This window comes from Candidatus Poriferisodalis multihospitum, assembly GCF_028283155.1.
Classification (GTDB): domain Bacteria; phylum Actinomycetota; class Acidimicrobiia; order Acidimicrobiales; family Poriferisodalaceae; genus Poriferisodalis; species Poriferisodalis multihospitum.
The window spans coordinates 1-16,756 of sequence record NZ_JAPYOK010000065.1; the positions used below are offsets into that span (position 1 = coordinate 1).

Consider the following 16,756-nt stretch of genomic DNA (forward strand, 5'->3'; position numbering starts at 1 on the left):
GAGCTACACCCGCAGCGCCCCGCCCCGCCCCCGCAAGAAGGGCCGCCGCCGCTAGATCCGGCTCCTGATGACCAGCAGGGCGCGGCAGAATGGGAGCGTGAATCTCTCCGCATTCGGCCCAGTGCCGGCCGAGCACCGCAGCGAGAAGCTTGGCTAGGACCATGCCTGCGGTGTCGCGCGTCCTGCCGTGGCGGCGCATCGCGAACACCGTCGCGGCCGACATCTCGCCGGTGGTCGAGCGCTACCGCCAGCGCTGGCCGAAGCGTTCGCCCGAGCTGGTCATCCGGGCGTACGAGGCAGCCGCGCAGGCACACGAGGGCCAGCGGCGCAAGACCGGCGAGGCGTACATCACCCACCCTGTCGCCGTGGCAGGCGTGGTTGCCGATCTCGGTCTCGATGACACTTCCATTGCCGCGGCGCTGCTGCACGACGCAGTGGAGGACACCAGCGTCGAGCTGGTCGCGCTGGCCGACGACTTCGGCCCCGAGGTCGCGGCCATCGTGGACGGGGTCACCAAGCTCGACCGGGTCCGCTTCGCCTCCAAGCAGGCACAGCAGGCCGCCACCCTGCGCAAGATGCTTGTGGCTATCGCGAACGACCCCCGCGTGCTGATGATCAAGCTGTCTGACCGGCTGCACAACATGCGCACGATCGGGGCGCTCGGCGGTGCCAAGCAGGCCGACGTGGCCCGCGAGACGCTCGACATCTACGCGCCGCTCGCCAACCGGCTGGGCATGCAGCAGGTGCGCGACGAGCTGGAAGACCTGGCCTTCGCGGCGCTGTACCCGAAGCGCTACGCCGAGATCGACCGGATGCTCGCCGAGCGCACACCCGAGCAGGAGCGCTACGTCGACCAGGTGCTGACCGAGGTCCGCGAGCAGCTGTCGCGGATGAAGATCGAGGCCACGGTGACCGGGCGCAAGAAGCACCACTGGAGCGTCTACGAGAAGATGGTCATCAAGAACCGCTCGTTCGACGAGATCTTCGACTTGGTGGGCATCCGGGTGGTGGTGCCGACGATCCGTGACGCGTACGCGGCGCTGGGCTCCATTCATGCGACGTGGAAGCCGGTGACGGGCCGGTTCAAGGACTACATCGCGATGCCCAAGTTCAACCTGTACCAGTCGCTTCACACCACGGTGGTCGGCCCGTCGGGCACGGCCGTGGAAGTGCAGATCCGCACCGACGAGATGCACCAACGGGCTGAGTACGGCGTGGCGGCCCACTGGCGCTACAAGGCGGAGCGCAACGGCAACGGCAACAAGAGCAGCAGCAAGGGCGGCAAGGCGCAGCGCCAAGGCAGCAAAGCGGACCGCCACAGCAGCACGGTCGCCGAGGAGGACATGCCCTGGCTGAGCCGGCTGGTCGAGTGGCAGGCCGAGTCTGACGACCCGGCCGAGTTCATGCGCACGATCGCGAGCGACCTCGGTCACGGTGAGGTGTACGTGTTCACGCCCAAGGGTGACGTGGTGACGCTGCCGACCGGCGCCACGCCCATCGACTTCGCCTACGCCATCCACACCGATATCGGCGACACGCTCATCGGCGCCAAGATCGACGGCCGGCTCGTGCCGCTCGACCGGCAGCTGCGCTCGGGCGACACGGCGGAGGCGTTCACCTCCGACGATCCCGGAACCCGGCCGTCGCGCGACTGGCTGGAGATCGCCGTCACGCCGCGGGCCCGCTACAGCATTCGGCGTTGGTTCGCCCGCTCCGACCGTTCCGAATGGGAGGCGGCCGGGCGGGAAGCGGTCTCCGACGAGCTGCGCTCCGAAGGGCTCAAGGCGTCGCTGCTGATCGACGGCGACGAGATGCGCGCCGTGGCCGAGCAATTCAGCCGGGCCGATCTCGACCAGCTCTTCGAAGCCGTCGGCAAGGGCGACGTGCGGCCCCACTCGGTGGCCAAGCGCCTGGTCAGCAACTTGCGAGGCGAGGGCGATGGGGTGCAGCTGCCTGCACGCCCGGCCCGGCAGCGGGGCTCGCGCCGCCGGCGCTCTGCTGGCGTGCATGTCGACGGCCACGACGACGCGCTGGTGCGCTTGGCACGTTGCTGCAGCCCAGTGCGCGGCGACGAGATCTTGGGCTTCGCGACCAGCGGGCGGGGCATCTCGGTGCATCGCGCCGACTGCGCCAATGCGGCCGAGTTGGCGACGGCGTCGGGCGCTCGCCAGGTCGAGGTGGAGTGGGACGAGAGCTGGGCGGGCGAGTTCGCCGCGGCGCTGGAGGTGCGCGGGCTGGATCGCAACCGGCTGCTGCTCGATGTGGTGCAGGTGGTGTCGGGCCGCCACGACCTGTCCATTGCGAGCTGCGACACGTTCGTGGGCGACGACCAGGTGGCGGTGATGCAGTTCGAGGTCGAGGTGGGCGATCCCATCCTGCTGGACCAGTTGCTGGCTGCCTTGCGCGAGGTGCCCGGCGTCTTCGACGCCTACCGCACCATAGAAGGCCTCGCCCGCACCGAGTACTGAGCACTGGGTACTGGGCCCCCGGGATCGCTGGGACTGGCGGCGGCAGGGCCGTAGCCTGCGCTGGTCATGTCCGCTACGCCTTCGACGCCCGCGAGCCCTCCTGACGGCGGCGATGCAGCGGCCTCGAAGTCGTTTCGGACGCCGATCGGTACCCACGATCTCACACCGCCCGAATCGGGCCGCTGGGTGGCGCTGCTGGGTGCCTTCATCGCAGCCGCAGATCGTGCCGGGTTCGGATATCTGCAGACGCCGATCTTCGAGGACATCGGCGTGTTTGCGCGCATCGGCGAGGGCACCGATGTGGTCGGCAAGGAGATGTACGAGTTCTTCGACCGCAGCGACCGCCATCTGGCGCTGCGGCCCGAGTGCACGGCGTCGGTGTGCCGCGCCTTCGCCCAGCATCGCCCAACCACGCCGTGGAAGGTGTGGTACCAGGGTCCGTTCTTTCGCTACGAGGCGCCCCAGGCCGGTCGCTACCGCCAGTTCCACCAGATCGGGGCCGAGACGCTCGGTACCGACGACCCTGATGCCGATGTGGAGATCATTGCCCTCGCAGCCGAGTTCTTCCGCGCGATCGGGCTGCAGCGGGTGCCGTTGCTGGTGAACTCGATGGGCGACGCCGGCACCCGCGTGGCCTACAGCGAGGCGTTGGGCAGCTACCTGAGACGCCGGGCTGGCGATGTGGACCCGCAGGACAGGGACAAGATCGAGCGCCACCCGCTGCGCATCCTGGACTCCAAGCGTCCGGCCACGGCGGCCGTGGCCGCGGAGGCCCCCCGGATCACCGACTATCTCACCGCAGCCACGGCAGCCCACTTCGAGCGGGTGCGCGAGGGTCTGGACGCGCTCGGGATCGACCACGAGGTCGAGCACAAGCTCGTGCGCGGTCTCGACTACTACACCCGCACCACGTTCGAGTTCCGCGCCGCCAGCCTCGACGCCGCACAGGACACGGTGTGCGGCGGCGGCCGCTACAACGGGCTCGTGGAAGCGCTCGGCGGTCCGCCGACGCCCGGCATCGGCTTTGCCCTGGGCATCGAGCGCCTGCTGCTGGCCTGCGACGCCGAAGGCGTCTTCGACGTTCCGGCACAGCGGGCCGAAGTGTGGGTGATCGACACGGCGGGCGGCGCCACCGCACGCGATCTCACCCATGAGTTGCGCTCAGTGGGCATCCGGGCAGACCGGGCCTTCGACGACCGGTCGATGCGGGCGCAGATGCGCGCCGCGGACCGCTCCGGTGCCGAGATAGCGCTCATCGTGGGAACCGACGAGGTCGACGCCGGCACCGTCACGGTGCGACCGCTGCGGCGCCCTGACGGCGGCGATGCTGACATTGTGCAGCAGATCGTGCCGCGTGCCGACCTGCTGGGCACGCTGCGGCGCATCTTCGACGAGCTCAATGCGGAAGGTGGAACGTGATGGGCGACCGAATGCGAACCGACTACTGCGGGCGGCTGAGCCGCGCCGACATCGGCAGGGACGTCACCGTGTGCGGCTGGGTTTCGCGGCGCCGCGAGCACGGCGAGCACTTGGCCTTCGTCGACCTGCGAGATCGCACCGGCATTGTGCAGTGCGTCGTGGATCACGCTCACGATCTGCGCTCGGAATACGTGCTGGCGGTGACCGGCACAGTCCGTGAACGGCCAGAAGATACAGCCAATCCCGACCTGGCCACCGGCGAGATCGAGATCGGCGATGCGACCGTCGAGGTGCTGTCGCGCTCGGAGCCCCCGCCGTTCCAGATCGATGGCCGCACTGAGGTCGACGAGATGCTGCGCATCCGCCATCGCTACCTCGACCTGCGGAATCCCCGCATGCACTCGAACCTGGTGAATCGGGCACGCGTGAACGCGGCGATCCGCCGTTCGATGGAGGCAGCAGAGTTCATCGAGGTCGAAACACCGACGCTGGTGGCTTCGACCCCTGAGGGCGCCCGCGACTTCGTCGTGCCCAGCCGCCTGCATCAGGGCCGCTTCTACGCACTGCCGCAGAGCCCCCAGCTGTTCAAGCAACTCTGCATGGTGGGCGGCATCGACCGCTACTACCAGATCGCCCGCTGCCTGCGAGACGAGGATCTGCGAGCCGACCGACAGTTCGAGTTCAGCCAGCTCGACCTCGAGATGAGCTTCGCCAGCGGCGCCGAAGTGCGCGCCGTGATCAGCGAGGCAGTGGCCGAAGCGGCCGAAGAGATCACCGGCGTGCGCCCCGCGGCGATGCCCGAGATCACCTGGCATGAGGCGATCGACCGCTACGGGTCGGACAAGCCCGACCTGCGCTTCGGGCTCGAGCTCACCGAGCTCACAGATCTGTTCGCCGAGACCGGGTTCAACGCGTTCAAGGCGCCTGCGGTGCGGGGCATCCGGGTGCCCGGCGGCGGCGACATCAGCCGCAACGCAGTCGATGATCTCACCAAGCAGTGCCAGCGCTGGGGCGCCAAGGGTCTCGTGTGGATGCGGGTCAGCGCCGGCGAGCCGCTGGCCGAGGGTGCCCGCAGCGCAGCCGGCGGCCGGCTGGCCGTCACCTCGCCGGTCGCAAAGTTCATGTCCGATGCTGAGATCGACGGTGTGCTGGGGCGCCTCGGGGCTGAGCCGGGCGACATGTGCTACCTCGTGGCCGACACCTGGCGCAGGGCCAGCGGGGTGCTCGGCCTGCTGCGGTTGGAGCTGGGCCGCCCGCCGGTGAACGAGGGGGGCCTGCACTTCCTGTGGGTGGTCGACTTCCCCCTGTTCGAGGATGTGAGCGCCGCCGGACTCCCGATCCCGGCGCATCATCCCTTCACGATGCCCCATGCCGACGATCTCGACGTTGTGGCTGCGGCTTCGGCGCGTATGGCGTCGGGCGGCGGCTTCGACGCCGACACCCTGCTGGACGTGCGCTCGCAGGCGTACGACCTGGTGCTCAACGGCTGGGAGCTGGGCTCGGGCAGCGTCCGGATCCACCGGGGCGACATCCAGCAGCAAGTCTTCGATCTGCTGGGCATCGACCCCGCCGCAGCGCAGGAGCGATTCGGGTTCCTGTTGGACGCGTTCCGCTACGGCGCACCGCCGCATGCAGGCTTCGCGTTCGGCATCGACCGGCTGGCGGCGCTGCTGTGCGGCGAGGAGAACATCCGCGAGGTCATCGCGTTTCCCAAGAGCCAGTCCGGTGCAGATCCGCTTACCAACGCCCCGAGCCACATCTCTGCCGACCAGCTGGAAGAGTTGGGGCTGGCAGTCGTCGCCGGCGACGGCGAGCAAGGTGCCGTCGCCCGTGAGGGCGAGCAGGGCGGCAGTGCGGACGAGGACGAGTCATGAGCAGCAGCGATCTGGCCGCCGTGGTGGTGACCGTCTGCGTGGTGGTCGCGCTAGTGGCTCTGATCGCTGTGCTGACCCAGGCGTTCGCATTGATGCGGGAGTTCCGGCGCAAGCTCGAGGACTTCGACGCCAAGGTCGGGCCGGCGCTCGGCCAGTTGGCCGATACCGCCGAGATGGCCCAGACCGAGATCGGCCGGCTGCGCGACCTGTTGAACATCGCGCAGAAGGTCGCAGGGCTGGCCGAATCCGCCGGGGCCGGCGCTGCAAGGATTGCCGGGGTGCCGGTCGACAAGGTGCGGGCAGCAGCCGAAGCCCTGCGCGGCAAGTTCGGTGGCACAGAGAGCGAGACGTCTGCAGGCAGCGAGGAAGCAGGGCGCTGAGATGCTGAAACGATTGCGATGGCTGACGCTGGGTGCCGGACTGGGTGCTGGTGCCTCGCTGTGGGTGCAGCGGCGGCTGCGTCACCTCCTCGACCGATACGCGCCCGTGCGCGGCACGGCGACGGCGCTCGGCACTGCCCGCCAGATGCGTCGTGATCTCAAGGACGCCTGGCAGGACGGCCGCAAGCGCCTCGACGCGGCGTGGGATGACGGCAAGCGGCAGATGGAGGATGCTGAGCAGCGTCTGCGCGACGAGCGGGACCGTCGCTGGGCCGAACGCCGCCATCGCCGCGAAGCCGCCTGAGAGGCCGCGATAGCCCCTCCGGCGGCCACGGAGGCCGCGAAAGTGCGTCGGCGGCCACAGAGGCCGCGAGAGTGCGTCGTATCCTCTGGGGATGCGCGCTGGCGAACTGCGTGAAGCGTTCAACTCGTTCTGGGCCGAACGAGGCCACGATGTCCGCGCTTCCGCGAGCCTGATCCCGCACGAACCCTCGCTGCTGTTCACGGTGGCGGGCATGGTGCCGTTCATGCCGTACTTCCTCGGTGAGGAGGTGCCGCCGACGCGTCGCATGGTCACCATCCAGAAGTGCGTCCGGGCGGGGGGCAAGCACAACGATCTCGACGACATCGGCCGCACCAACCGCCATTTCACGTTCTTCGAGATGATGGGCAACTTCAGCTTCGGCGACTACTTCAAGGCCGAAGCCATCCCGTGGGCGTGGGAGTTCGTCACCGAGGTGCTCGGACTCGAGCGGGAGAAGCTGTGGGTGACGGTGCACGTCAGCGACGACGAGGCCGCCGAGATCTGGCAGAGCTCCGTCGGCGTCCCGCCCGAGCGCATCCAGCGCCTCGACAAGGACAACTGGTGGGCCGCAGGCGATGTGGGGCCATGCGGGCCCTGCAGCGAGATCTTCTACGACCTCGGACCCGAGCTCGGCGACGGCGGGGGTCCTGCGCACGGCGGCGAGGACCGCTTCGTGGAGATCTGGAACCTGGTGTTTATGCAATTCGCGGCCGACGGCACCGGCGACATGACGCCGCTCGAAGCCCCTGGCATCGACACGGGTGCCGGACTCGAGCGGATCCTGGCGGTGCTGCAGGGCGTGCCCGCGGCGTGGGACATCGACCTGTTCGCGCCGCTGCTGGCCGAGGCAGAGCGCATCTGCGGCAAGACCTACGGCGCCGATCCCGAGACCGATGTCTCGATGCGCATCTTCGCCGACCACGCCCGCACGACGGCGATGCTCATCTCCGACGGCGTGTTCCCCTCCAACGAAGACCGCGGTTACGTGCTGCGGCGCATCATCCGTCGGGCTGTGCGCCACGCCTGGGTGCTCGGCGTCACCGATGTCGTGATGCCGCGGCTGGTCGAGATCGTGGTGGATGTGATGGGCGATCACTACACCGACCTGGTCAAGAACCGGCAGTTCATCGCCGATGTCGTGGCCCGCGAGGAGGAGCGCTTCAGGACCACCCTCGCTGCGGGCCAGAAGATCCTGGACGAAGCGACTGCTGGGCTCGATTCGACAGTGTTCGACGGCGAGGTCGCCTTCCTGCTCCACGACACGCACGGTTTCCCGGTGGAGGTGACTGAGGAGATCCTCACCGAGCGCGGCCTGAGCCTCGACCGTGACGGCTTCGAGGCTGCCATGGAACGCCAGCGCGAGCGAGCACGGGCGGGCCGGGCCGGCGGCCCGACATTCGCGGACGAGCGCTACCGGGAGATCCTGGCGCAGTTCGGGCCCACGGACTTCGTGCGGGACGCATCGACGGTGGCTGACGCTCGGGTGCTCGCCACTTTCGACATACCGCCCGACGGCGGGCAGGACAGTGACGACTTGGGCGGCGATCTGGTCGAGGTGTTCCTCGACCGCACGCCGTTCTACGCCGAGAGCGGCGGGCAGATCGGCGACATCGGCACCATCACCGGTCCCGACGGCAGCATCGAGGTGCTCGACTGCACCTACGCACTCGCCGACCTGCACCGCCACGTCGGGCGTGTCGTGGGCGACGGCGTCGAGGTCGGATCGCTGGTGACTGCGGCGATCGACGACGAACGCCGGGGGGCAATCCGGCGTAACCACACCGGCACCCACATCCTGCACTGGGCGCTGCGCGAGGTTCTGGGCGACCATGTCAAACAGGCGGGCTCGCTGGTAGCGCCCGACCGCTTGCGTTTCGACTTCAGCCATTACGAGGCGGTCAACCGCGACCAGCTGCGCGAGATCGAGCGCGTCGCGAACGCCGAGATCATCGCCAATGGCCGCTGCCGCCACTACGAAACCTCGATGAGCCACGCGCAGGCCATCGGCGCTATCGCCTTCTTCGGCGACAAGTACGGCGACGTGGTGCGGGTACTCGAGGCCGGCGAGCACTCGACTGAGCTGTGCGGCGGCACTCACGTGGCCGCGCTCGGTGATATCGGGCACCTGCGCATCGTCTCGGAAGCGAGCATCGGCTCGAACATGCGTCGCATCGAAGCGGTCACCGGCCTCGCGACTGTCGATCGGCTCGCCGACGCCGAAGACACACTGGACTCGCTGGCCGAGATGCTGAATGCACAGCCCGACGAGATCGCCTCAGCCATGCAGCGACGGCTGGACGAGACCCGCGAGCTCCGCCGCCAGGTACGCGACCTGCAGCGCTCCATGGCCGCGTCGCGAGCCGACGAGCTGGCTGCCGGGGCCGATGACGGCGTCGTGGTCGCCGAACTCGGTGATCTCGAACGCGACTCACTGCGCGACTTGGCAGTGTCGGTGCGCGACCGCGACGGCATCCGCGCCGTGGTGCTGGCCTCCGCGCCGGCGGCCGGAGGAGTGGCGTTGGTTGCCGCGGTGGATCCGGGCGGCGATCTGTCTGCAGGCGATCTGCTGCGCGATGCGGCCCGCGCCGTCGGCGGTGGCTTCGGCGCCAAGGGCGACCCGCCGCTGGTCGTGGCCGGCGGCCGCAACCCTGACGGCATCGGCGACGCCCTGGCCCAAGCCCGAGCGGCGGCACTCGGGAAGTGAGTGGGGCGCCGGGCCCGATGATGCGGGCTGTCGGCGTGGATCTCGGCTCGGTGCGCATCGGCGTGGCCATCGCGCCGGCCGATGCTGCGGTGGCAGTGCCCTACGAAGTCCTCGAACGCAGTGGCGAGCGTGCCCGAGACCACGAAGCACTCGCAGGTATGGTCGCTGACGTGGGTGCGGAGGTGGTCGTGATCGGCCTGCCGACCTCGCTCGACGGCGGCGAAGGACCGGCTGCAGTGGGCGTGCGAGCCGAGGCTGGCGAGATAGCGGCGGCACTCGATGTACCGGTGGTCTTGCACGACGAGCGCTACACCACCGTGAGCGCGGAGCGCATCCTTTCCGAACAAGGACTGCGCGGCCCCGCTCGCCGCAAGGTCATCGACAAGGTGGCGGCCGCGGTCATCTTGCAGTCGTGGCTCGACGCACGTGACTGACCGCAGCACCGACGCTCCCCGCGACGGTCACGCCGCGCGTCACGCGACCAGCGGAGCCGGCCGTGTGACTGCCGTGAGGGCGCCATCGGCGATGCGACGGCTGGCAGACCGGCTCGCTGGCCTCGTGGGGCTGGCGCCCGGCGGCGAATCTCAGGGAGCCGAGCCAGGCCTTGCGGCGAGCGGTGAGATCGCCGGCGAATCCGCTTCGGGCCCACCGGGCAGGTACGCCCGACGTTCCGTATCGCCGGGAGTCTCCGTGTCGCCATCGGCGCCCGAAGCCGCCGCGCCGAGCTCGCCGCCAGTCGGCGGTCGTCGGGGTGTCGATTTCGAGGTAGTGAGCACGCGACGCGGATTGGGCACCCCCGGCGCGCTGTTGTTTCTCGTGGTGCTCGGCCTCGTCGCCTGGATGGCGGGCAGCCGTGGCTACCGCTGGGTGTCCGAACAGCTCGACCCTCCCGGCGACCCCACCGGCGAGATCGTGTTGACGCTGCCGCCCGGATCGAGCACGGCGAGCATCTCCGACCTGCTCGGCGAGCACGGCGTGGTTCCCAGTTCGCGGGCCTACGAGTGGTACGTGAGATTAAGGGGCGGCCCGGCGTTCCAGGCAGGTGAGTACACGTTCCAGTCCAACTCGTCGGTGTGGGAGACCATGGCAGTGCTCGAAGCCGGGCCGAGCCGCGTTGCCCAAGCCGCCCAGCAGCCGCTCACCATTCCCGAAGGCCTGACGGTGGTCCAGATGGCGGCGCTGCTCGACGAGGTGGGGGGGCTGAGCTTCAGCGGCAGGGACTTCCTCGAGGCCGTCCGGACGCGTCCGGTGCTCTCGCTGGTAGCGCCAGTGCCTCGCGTGCTGCCCGACGGGGTCATCGATCCGGCCGAGGGACAGCTTTTCGCCGACACCTACTTCTTCGACTCCCAGACGAGCGCCGAACAGCTTGTCGCGCTGATGGTCGACCGGCTCGATGCGGTGCTGACCGATCTGGGCTATGACGATGCCCCCCGGCGTGTGGGCCTGACGCCGTACGAGGCGCTGATCGTGGCCAGCATGATCGAGCGGGAGGCCCAGCGGCCCGAGGACCGGGCCAAGGTGGCGCGGGTGATCTACAACCGGCTAGCGCGCGGCTGGTCGCTCGGCCTCGATGCCACAGTGGTCTACGCGGTGGGCGAGAGCGAGCTGACCGCAGAGCTGCTGGCGGTCAACTCGCCGTACAACACGCGGGTGCTGGTGGGGCTGCCGCCCACGCCGATTGCCACCCCGGGCCGCGCTTCGCTCGAGGCAGCGCTGAATCCGGAAGACGGACCCTGGATGTACTTCGTGCTGACCTCTCCCGACGGCACCCTGTCGTTCTCCGAGACCGACGAGGAGTTCCAGCGCGACAAGGCGGTGTGCCAAGAACTGGGCCTGTGCGGCTGAAAATGTTCGGCAGCCAGCGCAGGTCGTTCACATAGTGTCGGAGCGTGGCCGTGCCTTGCGATGAGTCGGGCCCCGAGAAGGGGTCGATGGTCGTTCCGACTGGCAGCACACGCGTGGCGGGAGTGATCGGCGATCCTGTGCGGCACTCGCTCAGCCCGGCGCTGCACAACGCCGCATTCGCTGAACTGGGTCTGGACTGGACGTACCTGGCATTCGAGGTGCCCGTTGGCCGTGGCGCCGATGCCGTGGCGGCGATGCGGGCGCTCGGCATCGAGGGCCTGTCGGTGACCATGCCGCACAAGGACACCGTGGCCGCTGCGGTTGACGAGCTGTCGCCGGCGGCAGCGCTGCTCGGCGCGGCGAACTGCGTGCGCCGTGACGGCGACCGGCTGATCGGCGAGAACACCGACGGCGCAGGGTTCTTGCGCTCGCTGCGCACCCAGGCGGGTGTCGACCCTGCAGGGCTGCGCACGGTCGTGCTGGGCGCGGGCGGAGCGGCGCGGGCAGTGATCGTCGCCCTGGCTGCCGAGGGAGCGTTGGTGACGGTCGTCAATCGCTCGCCGGATGCGGCGGCACGGGCTGCGGCATTGGGTGGGGAGGCGGGTGGCGCAACAGCGGAGGCGCTAGGCGGGCGTTCAGGCTCGGCGTCAGTCCGCGGCGCCGAAGCGGCGCGCGACGCCGATGTCGTGGTGAATGCCACACCGCTCGGCATGACCGACAGCGATCCGCTGCCGGTCGATCCGGCACTGTTGAGCGACAGCCAGATCGTCGTCGATCTCATCTACCGCCCTGAGCGGACCCCGTTGCTCGAGGCGGCCGCCGAGGCAGGTGCGACAACGCTGAACGGCGTCGGCATGCTCTTGTATCAAGCCGCCGAGCAGTTCACGATGTGGACCGGACACGACGCTCCTGTCGACGCGATGGCAGCCGCGGTCGGCCTCGACCTTGCCGGTTCGTAACCCGCCGGCTTCCTCCCCCGTGCGGCAGGCATCCTCAGCGCGGGCTGCGTGGTGATCACCCAGGTGGAGCCGAGTCTCGTGGCCGGCGCGGTCGCCGGGCTGGGTGGCGCTGCCGCTGGTGCGGCGGCAGTTCGCTGTGCGAAGCGCTGCTTCGACGTCGGTCTGCAGCCGGCATGGACGACGGCGGCGTGCATGGCGACAGGCGCGGTGCTCGCGCTGCGGGTCGGAGCGGGTCCTTTTCTCGCCCCGCTGCTGGCGTTCGGCTGGGCCGGCGTGGTGATCTCCGCGGTCGACCTGCGCACTCACCTGATCCCCACGCGCTTGCTGCGCGCCTGCGTCGCAATAGCGGTCCCATTGATGTGTGCGGCAGCGGTGCTCGACGGCGGCCTCGCAGGATTGGCGCGCGCGTCTGCCGCGGCAGCCACCGGAGCAACGCTCGGCTGGGGGGCGATGCGCGTCATCTGGCGGGTTGCCCGGGGCGGGCTCGGCTATGGCGACGTGAGGCTCGGCGGCTACCTCGGCTTGCACCTGGGCCTGGGCGGGCTCGCCGCCGTGTGGGCGGGCCTGCTTGCGGGCTTCGCGATCGCCGCCGCGGTCGGCGCTGTCGGGATGGTGGCGTTGGGCCGGAGCGCCGACCACCGGTTCGCTCTCGGACCGTCGCTGGTCGCCGGCGCTCTCGCCGCCGCTTGGTGGTTCCCGCCGCCGGGTCTCGCCGCCTGAGCGCGTCGCAGTTCCGATCGCTCGCTGTCTGCCAGAAATCCGTTGCGCACTGAGGCGTCCCGGCGGGTAGCCAACCGGAATGCGTCGGTACCCTCGCAACCGATGTCGGGCACCATCCGCGTCGATGTTCCGCTGGGCGACCGCTCGTACCCCGTGCTGGTCGGCGACGGCGCGCGCCACGAGCTCGCCTCGGTCTTGCGCGAATCCAAGCTGACTGCCGGGGCGCAGCGCGCCGTGGTGATCACACAGCCGGGCATCGGCGTCGACATCGACCCTGGCATCGGTTTCGAGACATTCGAGATTCCCGACGGCGAGCGGGCCAAGGAGCTGTCCACCATCGGCGAGTTGTGCAGCCGGTTCACTCGCTTCGGCCTCACCCGCCGTGACGTCGTGGTGGGCGTCGGGGGAGGCGTCGTCACCGACGTGGCCGGCTTCGCAGCGGCGGTGTACCACCGGGGCGTGGCTGTTGTGCACGTCGCCACCACGCTGCTGGGCCAGATCGACGCTGCCGTGGGCGGCAAGACCGGTGTGAACCTGGCCGAGGGCAAGAACCTCGTCGGGGCCTTCTGGCAGCCGGCAGCGGTGCTGTGCGATACCGAGGTGCTCGACACGCTGCCCGAGCGCGAATTGCGCACCGGCTACGGCGAACTGGCCAAGTACCACTTCATCGGCTGCACACCGCAGGCCGCGCAGCTCATTGGTTCCCACCCGTCCCTCGCGCGTCGCCTAGAAGGCGGCGAGCCGCTCAGCTCGCTCGAAGGGGCAGAACTGGTGGCGGCGTGCGTGGCCATCAAGGCCGAGGTGGTGGCGTCGGACGAAACCGAGGGCGGTCGCCGGGCGTTGCTGAACTATGGGCACACACTCGGGCATGCGCTCGAGATCGCCGGGCGGTTCGACCTGCGCCACGGCGAGGCGGTGGCCATTGGCCTGCGCTACGCGGCCGTGGTCGCTCGCGTGCTCGGACGCATCGACGACGATCGTGTGGCCGAGCATGAGCGGGTGGTCGCCGCCTACGGGCTCAATGCGAGCCTTCCCCACGGCATCGACCGCGACGAGATCATCGAGCTGTTCGGCCGCGACAAGAAGGCCGCCGGAGGCATCACGTTCGTGCTCGACGGTCCCGACGGCCTCGAAGTGGTGCCCGGCATCGATCCCGGCGTGCTGCGCAGCGCGCTCGAGCGGATGTGAGTGCAGTCATGCCTCGCCATGTCGTGCTGCTGCTGTCGGGCCCGAACCTGAACCTGCTGGGCACCCGCCAGCCCGAGATCTACGGCACCGACACGCTGTTCGATCACGTGCGTGCCGCCCGTCGGGCCGCAACCGAGCGCGGCTGGGATCTCGAGCACCGCCAGAGCAACCACGAGGGCGAACTGGTCGATGCGGTGCACGCGGGCATCGGCCGGGTAGAGGCGATCGTGGTGAACCCCGGCGCGCTCACTCACTACGGCTGGTCACTGCACGACGCACTCGCCGCATTCGAGGGCCCGATCGTGGAGCTGCACCTGTCCGAGCCCCGCGAGCGCGAGCCGTGGCGGCATCTGTCGGTGGTGGAGCCGCTGGCGACCGCCCGGGTGGCGGGGGAGGGCGGCGCTGGCTACCCGCGGGCAGTCGCGCTGGCCATCGATGCGGCCGCCGCCTCCGATTCCCCCGATACCGGCGACCAAGCCGAACGGCCATCGTGACGCCCTGTCGTGGCGGCGGGCCGTGCTTGTACCGTCCCGCTGCGAACCTGCAAGCACTCAGGCTGACCGCGAGGCGTTGACATGGCCATCTCCACCGCCGACTTCCGCAACGGCATGACGCTCGACCTCGCCGACGGGCTGTTCCAGCTCACCGAGTTCCAGCACGTCAAGCCGGGCAAGGGCGGCGCGTTCGTGCGGACCACGCTCAAGAACGTGCGCACCGGTGCCACGCTCGAGCGCACGTTCCGAGCGGGCGAGCGCATGGAGCGCGCCGTCATCGACCAGCGCGACATGCAATACCTGTACGCCGACGGCGACTCGCTGGTGTTCATGGACACCGACAGCTACGAACAGCTCCCGGTCAGCCGCACGGCGGCCGGCAGCGCCACGAGTTTCCTGGTGGAAGGCGAGATGGCCACCGTCGTGCGCTACGGCGACGAGGTGCTGGGCGTGGAGCTGCCCGCATCGGTGGTGCTGGAGGTGGCCGACACCGACCCCGGCGTGCAGGGCGACCGGGTATCGGGCGCACGCAAGCAGGCCACGATGTCCACCGGGCTGGTGGTGCAGGTGCCGCTGTTCATCGAGACTGGCGAGCGGCTGAAGGTGGACACCCGCAGCGGCGACTACATCGAGCGGGCCCGCGGCTGACGCCCTCGGGCCGCCGCGACATGCTCGGAGCCACAGCCATGAGCCGCCCGAGCGACCCCTTCGCCGCTCCCGACGAGCCGACTCGCCGCCGCGAGGCGCGCCAGCGCTCGGTGGAGCTGCTGTACGAGGCGGAGATGAAGTCGTGCGAGCTGGCCGATGTGCTTGCAGAGCAGGTCAGCGATCTCGACCCGTTCGCGCTCGAGCTGGCCACCGGCGTCGCCGCCCGGCGCGAGGCACTGACCCAGCGGCTTGCGGAGCTGCTGAACGTGGGCTGGACCCCCGAGCGCCTCGGTGCGTGCGATCGGCTGATCCTGCTACAAGGCCTCTTCGAGCTCGAACGAGGGGCGGCCCCCGCAGCGGTAGTCATCAACGAAGCCGTCGAGCTGGCACACCAGCTGGGTGCCACCGTTCGCAGCGGCGCCTTGGTGAACGGCGTTTTGGCGGCTGCCGACGGCCGGTGACCGCCGGATCGTGACGGTCGACACGTGAGCCCAACAGGCGATCCGCAGCCGCGCCGGATCGCCGAACGCGAACTCGTCTTCCTGCTGGGCGCCATCAGCGCCACCACAGCGCTGGGCATCGACATGGCGCTGCCCGCCTTCACCGAGATCCGGCTGGGGCTCGGTCTCGCAGCCGATTCGCCCCGGGTGGCGCTCACGGTCACCCTGTACTTCTTCGGCCTGGCAGGGGCGCAGCTGCTCTACGGCCCCTTCACCGACCGTTTCGGCCGCAAGCCGGTGCTGTACGCCGGCCTGGCGCTGTACACGCTGGGCGCCCTGGGCTCAGCGCTGGCCCCGTCATTCGGCGTGCTGATCGCCAGCCGGCTGGTCTGGGGCATCGGCGCTGCGGGTCCCCGCGCTTTGTCGCTCGCGATCGGCCGCGATCTGTACGAGGGAGACCGGCTGGGCCGGGTGCTGTCAGCGGTGATGGCGGTGTTCATGGTGGTGCCCGCCATTGCGCCGCTGCTCGGCCAGGCGGTGCTGGCGCTCGGCACGTGGCGCTGGGTGATGGGCGCCCCGATGGTGCTGACGGTGGTGCTGGCGCTGTGGATCATCCGGCTGCCCGAGTCGCTGCCGCCCGAGCGCCGGCGCCCCCTCACACTCGGTCGCACCCGCGAGGCCATCGTCGCCGTGTTCACCAACAAGCTCACCATCGGCTCGGCGCTCGCGGTCATGTTCGACATGGGCGCGTTCTTCGCCTTCCTGGGCAGCAGCCAGCTCCTGTTCGACGACGTGTACGGGCGCGGTGACGTGTTCGCCTACTACTTCGCCGGGATGAGCGTGTGCATGGGGCTGGTGGTGTTCACCGGCAGCCGGCTCGTGACCACCATCGGCGCCGACCGGATGATCGTGACGCTGCTGCCGGCCACGGTGACGATGTCGGCGGGACTGGCGCTGTGGTCGTGGCAGGCCGGCGGCCAGCCGTCGTTCTTCGGCTGGTTTGCAGTGATCGTGGTGATCAACGCGGTGCGCACGTTCGTCAACCCGCTGATGCAGGCCCAGGCCATGGGACCGATGGGCGACCTTGCGGGCACCGCATCGGCGGTGATCGGCACGATCTCGACAGGCGGCGGCGCAGTGCTCGCCCTGCTCATCGACCGCATGATCGCCGGCTCGGTGACCCCGCTGGTGATGGCCTACGCCGGGTACGGAGCGATCGGGCTCGGCTTCGCCCTGTGGGCCCGGCGGCACCGGTCTGAAATCAAATAGATCGAAAATCATTGGAATAGACTCACATAGCTCGCGTAGAACTC

Annotated in this window: 15 protein-coding genes; all 15 read left to right on the plus strand. The window is 69.7% G+C overall.

All coding sequences use genetic code 11. The annotated features are described in order from the left end of the window. Window positions 1-161: 161 nt before the first annotated feature. The 15 genes from VI480_RS05865 (at window position 162) to VI480_RS05935 (ending at window position 16,712) form a co-directional block, all read left to right on the plus strand. Window positions 162-2,468, plus strand: a complete 2,307-nt coding sequence (locus tag VI480_RS05865) for a bifunctional (p)ppGpp synthetase/guanosine-3',5'-bis(diphosphate) 3'-pyrophosphohydrolase (RefSeq protein WP_323671888.1) — start codon at window positions 162-164, stop codon at window positions 2,466-2,468. A 66-nt stretch (window positions 2,469-2,534) separates the two neighbouring features. Further along, window positions 2,535-3,887: a histidine--tRNA ligase gene (hisS, locus tag VI480_RS05870; RefSeq protein WP_323671889.1), complete on the plus strand. Its 1,353-nt coding sequence runs from the start codon at window positions 2,535-2,537 to the stop codon at window positions 3,885-3,887. Further along, entirely contained in the window at window positions 3,887-5,761 is a 1,875-nt protein-coding gene (aspS, locus tag VI480_RS05875) for an aspartate--tRNA ligase (RefSeq protein ID WP_323671890.1), read from the plus strand. Before hisS ends, aspS begins: the two co-directional genes overlap by 1 nt. Further along, window positions 5,758-6,141 carry a hypothetical protein gene (locus tag VI480_RS05880; protein ID WP_323671891.1) on the plus strand — a complete coding sequence of 128 codons (384 nt, stop codon included), beginning with the start codon at window positions 5,758-5,760 and terminating at the stop codon, window positions 6,139-6,141. The genes aspS and VI480_RS05880 overlap by 4 nt, the downstream gene beginning before the upstream one ends. A 1-nt stretch (window position 6,142) precedes the next feature. Further along, entirely contained in the window at window positions 6,143-6,445 is a 303-nt protein-coding gene (locus tag VI480_RS05885) for a hypothetical protein (protein ID WP_323671892.1), read from the plus strand. 91 nt (window positions 6,446-6,536) lie between these two features. Next, window positions 6,537-9,149, plus strand: a complete 2,613-nt coding sequence (gene alaS, locus VI480_RS05890; RefSeq protein ID WP_323671893.1) for an alanine--tRNA ligase — start codon at window positions 6,537-6,539, stop codon at window positions 9,147-9,149. Continuing rightward, a complete protein-coding gene (gene ruvX, locus VI480_RS05895) occupies window positions 9,146-9,583 on the plus strand; it encodes a Holliday junction resolvase RuvX (protein ID WP_323671894.1) in 438 nt (145 codons plus the stop codon). Before alaS ends, ruvX begins: the two co-directional genes overlap by 4 nt. A 334-nt stretch (window positions 9,584-9,917) precedes the next feature. Then, window positions 9,918-10,994, plus strand: coding sequence for an endolytic transglycosylase MltG (gene mltG / locus VI480_RS05900; RefSeq protein ID WP_323671895.1), 1,077 nt, complete (start codon window positions 9,918-9,920; stop codon window positions 10,992-10,994). Between the two features lie 44 nt (window positions 10,995-11,038). After that, complete coding sequence (gene aroE, locus VI480_RS05905; RefSeq protein ID WP_323671896.1) at window positions 11,039-11,953, plus strand: shikimate dehydrogenase; 915 nt, start codon at window positions 11,039-11,041, stop codon at window positions 11,951-11,953. A 48-nt stretch (window positions 11,954-12,001) separates the two neighbouring features. After that, window positions 12,002-12,673 carry a hypothetical protein gene (locus tag VI480_RS05910; RefSeq protein WP_323671897.1) on the plus strand — a complete coding sequence of 224 codons (672 nt, stop codon included), beginning with the start codon at window positions 12,002-12,004 and terminating at the stop codon, window positions 12,671-12,673. Between the two features lie 102 nt (window positions 12,674-12,775). Next, window positions 12,776-13,861 (plus strand): 3-dehydroquinate synthase family protein, encoded by a 1,086-nt coding sequence (locus tag VI480_RS05915; protein WP_323671898.1) that lies wholly within the window; start codon window positions 12,776-12,778, stop codon window positions 13,859-13,861. Window positions 13,862-13,869: 8 nt separating this feature from the next. Continuing rightward, entirely contained in the window at window positions 13,870-14,355 is a 486-nt protein-coding gene (locus VI480_RS05920; protein ID WP_323671899.1) for a type II 3-dehydroquinate dehydratase, read from the plus strand. An 81-nt stretch (window positions 14,356-14,436) separates the two neighbouring features. Beyond that, window positions 14,437-15,003, plus strand: a complete 567-nt coding sequence (gene efp / locus VI480_RS05925; protein ID WP_323671900.1) for an elongation factor P — start codon at window positions 14,437-14,439, stop codon at window positions 15,001-15,003. A 38-nt stretch (window positions 15,004-15,041) separates the two neighbouring features. Continuing rightward, window positions 15,042-15,464, plus strand: coding sequence for a transcription antitermination factor NusB (locus tag VI480_RS05930; protein WP_323671901.1), 423 nt, complete (start codon window positions 15,042-15,044; stop codon window positions 15,462-15,464). A gap of 24 nt (window positions 15,465-15,488) precedes the next feature. After that, window positions 15,489-16,712, plus strand: coding sequence for a multidrug effflux MFS transporter (locus tag VI480_RS05935; RefSeq protein ID WP_323671902.1), 1,224 nt, complete (start codon window positions 15,489-15,491; stop codon window positions 16,710-16,712). Window positions 16,713-16,756 lie beyond the last annotated feature (44 nt).